Annotated in this window: 1 protein-coding gene; it reads right to left on the minus strand. The window is 33.7% G+C overall.

The genetic code is table 11. The annotated features are described in order from the left end of the window. Positions 1-416 precede the first annotated feature (416 nt). A complete protein-coding gene (locus ASC36_RS08695) occupies positions 417-5,981 on the minus strand; it encodes a leucine-rich repeat protein (RefSeq protein WP_055426109.1) in 5,565 nt (1,854 codons plus the stop codon). Positions 5,982-6,000 lie beyond the last annotated feature (19 nt).

A 6,000-nucleotide genomic window follows, 5' to 3' on the forward strand; every position in this document is an offset into this window, starting at 1 on the left:
TATATTATATGAATAATTTATTAATATTGGAATAATTATTTTAATTACGGAATTACTCAAAAATTTAAAAGTTATATTTATTAAATTTGATGTAATAAATTCGTAATCAGGGTTTATTAACACTAAAAATTTATAATCATTTACTAAAAGTGATATGATTTCAAATGCCAAAATATAGTATAAATATTATTTTGGCATTTACTTTTATTTAAATAACCGGTATATATTTAAAACTTATCATTCATATATCGTATCATAAACTCAAGAATTTTTATGTATTATAATTTTATATGTTAAATTGATTTAATTACATTTTTCCTCATTACTAAAAATTAAATTACATAAATATAAAATACCAAGGGGTGAACTTACAAGTTCACCCCTTGGATTTAAGTTGTGATAGTTATTTAAGAGATTTAAATTTTAATAAATCTTCTTAAGGCAATCAGTTTATTGTTATGATCGTAGACAAAAATCAAATAAATTCCTTTATTCCAAGAATTATTAGTTTTAATAATAGTCTTATACGTATTTTCAGGGAAAATTTCATAAAATTCAGATTTACCGAAAAGAGAAACAATGTGATACCACTTTATAGGAATATTGGATTCTAGCGTTAGATTATATAAAACAGGATTTGGATATAATTTAATCTGAGCAGTCGGAGGGTAAATTACCCATTTTTCAGAATGAATATCCTTTCCGCTATTTTTGTTCATATCCGTAATTTTAGACAAATCAATAACCAAAGAGTAATTACCTTCCTTGCGATTATATTGGTTCAGTCCCTCTAGGGTAAAAAACATATTATCCTTTATATTAGAAATAGTGACATTATCCAAAATAATTTTATCGGATTTACCTTTAACCAGGTAAACAGCTTCCTTCGTAAAGTTTACCGGTATATTAAACTGAATCTCCATTTTATCCACGGGCTGTCCGTCATTAAGTATACCCGAAACATTAACAATTTTAATTTGAGGAATTTGGGTCCAGCTTGCCTCTTTTCCCATAGAACCTTTATTGCCGTTAGTGTCTTCAATATCAGTGGTTAAAACACGGAATCTGTAATATCCGAACTCTTTTGTTTTAGGTTTAAGAGAGACACGGAAAGTCCTGTTATTAAGAGCAGAAATAGAAATGCTGGAATCAGATAAATTTTTACCGCCTTGACAAGATAAATAGATATCCTTGTAGGTAAAAGTAGCAGGGTTAATAGGAGTGTTAAAAGTAACATCCACATACTCTAAACTTTCATAAATAGTCTTGTCAGGAACATGAGTAATAGTCTCCACTTGTACCGCCTGATTTTTGTTAAATTCAAGAAAAACGGTATAGGTAGCACTCTGTAGGGATTCAAATTTATCAATAACATGTAATTTATTTTCATAAATTGGATCTGCTCCATCGTGAAGGGTACAGTGAGTTAACCAAAAATTATCCACAGGAATTTCAACTCCGTCATTACGAACAATTTTAGTAATACTATAGTTACCATTCCAAGGGTCATTCACTAATCCATAGTTCCAACCTGCTTGGGATGGTGTTATCTCTATTTCTGTAATTAGAGAAGTTGAATTGTTTGTTTTAATAATAATATTTTTAGTAGGGAATACGGGTTCTGTTCCTCCATTTGATAAGAATAAGGAATCAGGGAATTCTCTAAGATCAGGAATATCGTTAACTAAGAAGTCATTAATTCCATCATCCTGATCACCATAAACCCGAATACTTTTAATCAACTCATGGATTTTGATACCACCGACCAAGCTTAAGTCAGGATTACCATAACTGTTGGTATGAGAAACCTTAGCCTCATAATCAATAAAGTGTCCTAATAGAGAGCTGGTTATCCACCATTGTGCCACAGCAGTTTTACCTCCCTCAATGTTACCAAAGTCAACATAAGTCAGACCCAATTGACGATTTTTACCATTAAAGCTGGAACCCATAATATCAAAATCAATAGCTAACCCTTTTTCATTGTCCACGATTTGGGGTTGAGCCGAATCAACACGAACATTTTTAGCCGTACCCACTCCTTTATTATGTATAATAATTCCTAATTCAGCAGGAACTATCGGTTCGATGTCTGCAGTTAACGGATCATCGCCTAAAATATTTCTCTGCATAAAATAATCCAAATAAATATTGGGACTAGGATTTACTTCTAACGTATTAGGTAATAATTTAATGGTAACTACTTCATCCGTAAAAGGATTGGTATAAGAAAGTGTTCCGCCAAAGGAATAATATTTCTTTACTTTAGGAGCTGCTTTTTGGGTAGGAATAAATAAAATAGTAGCCAACCCTTTTTTACCCGGTTCTAATGTGCCTGTTCCGTCAATATGGGTTAAATCAGTAAGAGAATTGATAGTAATCTGGAATAGATCGTTAGCTAAATTTCCTTGCTCGTCTTTAATTTCAAGATCAAGTTTTATGTTTTTAATAGCCTTTTCTTGATTTCCATTAGATAAAGAGAAATTACCTTCAAAAGCTTCACGAGTCATCACCATTTTTTGTTTAAAGTTTAAAGAAACCTTAGCACATACGGAATTTTGCTTGCGATTAACAAGGTCTTTGGCCTCATTAAGCCTATCTTCATACATTTTTTCTAAAGAATCGTATCCTCTTGAAATAATATATTTTTTAATGGAAACTAAGGTATTAAAATGCTTATTAAGCTTAGTTTTATCAACAATATCAGGATATTGATCATTAGGAGCAAAAATTTGTTTATTCCAAGCTTCAACAGTTAAGTTCCAACGAGTAAAGAATTGATCCATATCTGAAGAACTTAGGTCAGAATTAGCAAAAAGGCTTTTAATATGTTCTACTTCTTGAGAGGTGAAAGGTTTATTAGTAGCTAAATGAGACACGGTTTTTTTGGCAAATTCATCCAATGATTGGGAGTTAATTAGGGAATTTCCATAATACTCAGCATAAAAATCTCTAACCGTATTTAAAAAATTAAGGATTGATTCTATATCATTTAATTCATTAGTAACTGAAATTGCTCTGAAAGTCTGATTTGCATTCTTCATATTATCTAAACAGGAGTAAAGTTTATAAATAGACCAACAGCAGCTTAAATAGTCTCCATATCGTATATAGCCTATTAAACACGAAATAATTCCTTCGGCATCTAATTGTCCGGTCAGAAGAGTCCAGATACATCCAAAGGTATTAGGGACAAAAGAAACACATCCAACAAGGGCATTTGCTGCATCTAATATACACGAAGGTGTTGGATTACATCCATTGGATATGTGAATAGGAATAAATCCACCACTTCCACTACCATGACCATCCGGTAAATATAATGATCCTGAACCACTGCTTCCACAACCGGCTTTTTTATAAATAACAGTATAAGAAGTTTTTTGAATAGTATCACCACCGCAAACATATTTATAATTAACCGTAGCAAAGCTTATACAACCACCGTCGATGTTATTATTACCGTTGTTTTCGGTTCCTTCATTATCGCTGTTGCCACCGTTATCGTTGCTTGCGTTGCTATTGTTTCCACTTCCTTCATTATCGCTGTTGCCACCGTTATCGTTGCTTGCGTTGCTATTGTTTCCACTTCCTTCGTTATCGCTGTTGCCACCGTTACCGTTGCTTCCGTTGCCATTGTTTCCACTTTCTCCATTACCGCTGTTACTTCCGTTACCGTTGTTTCCACTTCCTCCATTACCGCTGTTGCCACCGTTACCGTTGCTTCCGTTGCCATTGTTTCCACTTCCTCCGTTATCGCTGTTGCTTCCGTTTCCTCCAGTATTTTCATGGTTATGATTTGAATCTCCACTGCTATTCGAATTTTTAACACTCATCACTACAGGGATTTGAACGGCAGATAAAGCAGGGATATCTATTTTATTAACTAAAGGAGTGAATACATAATTATTATATGAATCAAAATGGATTTTCGCATTTTGTGCAGTAATGAGTCCCTTATTGGTTAAAGTAACCATAAAATTATAAGTAGCTCCCGGTTCTAAAGTTGGTAAAGGCTTAGGAATATCCATAACCACAACCGGTTGCGGAACATTAGTTTCGTAGTCAACTTTTAATTCAATATCATATTCATCCTCAATTTCCGTAGGAGTCACTTCCCAAGTATAAGAAACTCCCTTATAAGAAATAAAGATTTTTTGCTTATTGACTTTACCGGCATTAATAAGAATATTGTTTTTATACGTTTCATGTTTATCAGCAGAAACGGTAATAGTATAATAACCTTCCGGAATAGTGTCCAGCTTATACAAACCATTTTCATCCGTGATTCCTTCGCCTAGTACCTTACCTGTAAAAGGATGAGAAATTATCACTTTAGCATTTTTAACGTGGGGTTTACTTGGCGTATTATAAGAATATTCATCCACCACATCTACCCATAAGCTGCCTGTCTCTTCAGATACCATCTCAATAGTAAAGGGAATCTGTACTGAATTAGCTTTTTCTGTATTCACAGCAATAGTTCCTTTAAAAGGTGTATGTATAGGCAATCCCGCTTTACCCGAAAGCTCAATGCTGAAGGTAGCGGTTTGCCCCGGTGCCAGATTATCAATCGAAGCAGAAGCTGGATTTAAAATTCTGAACCAATCCACTGAAAGTAATGAAAAAGATAATTTACCCGTATCGCCTTTACCCGTATTTACAAGGGTATATTCTACCATACGTTTTTTGCCTTTAGTGATGGTGAATTCTTTTGAATATTCTTTTACTTCCAAATTTCCTTTAGCTGTTGTAGCAGTATATTTAGCAGAAAAATCAGCTAAATTACCTTCATCAGAAATCACCTCGAATTCTAACGGTTCGTATTTATTAGCCTCGGTAACCTTTTTTGCGGTAAGTTTATATGTTAATAAAAAGACTTTTTGTGGTTCAACTGTAGTCCATGGTTCGAATGAAATAGAATACTTTTCAGAGCTAACTTTTGGAATGACTTTAAGGTTATGTAAAGTAAGATTGGTAGTATTTTTAACTTCAATAGCACCTTCGACAGTATGGCCTACTATACCTTGTAAGTTACTATCGTTGTCCCTAATATTCACGCCAAGGATATTAAATTCTGCCTGAGGCACACTAGAAGAAATATCAGGATGAGAGGCTCCAACTTGATAATAACCGGATTCTCCTGAAAGAGGATTAAATAAGTAAGTAAAAGAACCGTCGGAGTGGGTTTTGGTGATAATCTCCCTTTTAGTTCCTGCAGTCAGCAAGTAAATTCTAATATTTTTATCGGCAGCCGGACGTTGATCTGCCAACCAAGCTTTACCTTTAAAAATGATTTTTTCGCCTTTAGCATATACGGTTTTATCTAAAGAAGTAATACTGGCTTTATATTCCGGTGATAAATGAACTTTAACAGCAAGCCTGATGCAATCCTCAGAAGATTCATCTGTTGAATCTTTAGGAATAACAACAGCAATTAGGTAAAGATCACCTAACTTATTTGGAAAAGTAAGCGTAGTATTGAACGAGTACTTATCCTTAGCTGGGATAGCCTTGGAAGCAGAATGTTTGGTAAGCAGGGTGTCATTAGCATCCCAAAGATCATCTTCAGATAAAAAGTAAGCTACTTTCCAATTACTATCTGAATTAGAATTACCCTTATTTTCAAGAGTAGTGGTAACCAAAATAGGGGTATTCACGCTAATTTCAGATTCCGGTAATTGTAGGGAAATTTTAAAAACGGCATCTTTAAATTGAAAATCTTTCCATTGATCGGCCTTAGCATAGAGCTGACGAGAAGGATTAGGTACTTGTAACAGACAAGTATTTTTATCTACCCCATAAAATACATTTTTACCTAAAGCAGGAGGAGTAGTACTGTTACTGGTAATAGATACTAATTGTTTAGCCCCATAAAAAGCCTCTGTATCAATTTTTTTTAGAGAAGCAGGCAAGATTATTTCTTTAATTCCGGAATACGAAAAAGCTTCTTTACCGATAGTTTTTAAATTTTTAGGCAAAACAACGGTACCATTAAAA

The organism is Apibacter mensalis (assembly GCF_001418685.1).
GTDB lineage: Bacteria > Bacteroidota > Bacteroidia > Flavobacteriales > Weeksellaceae > Apibacter > Apibacter mensalis.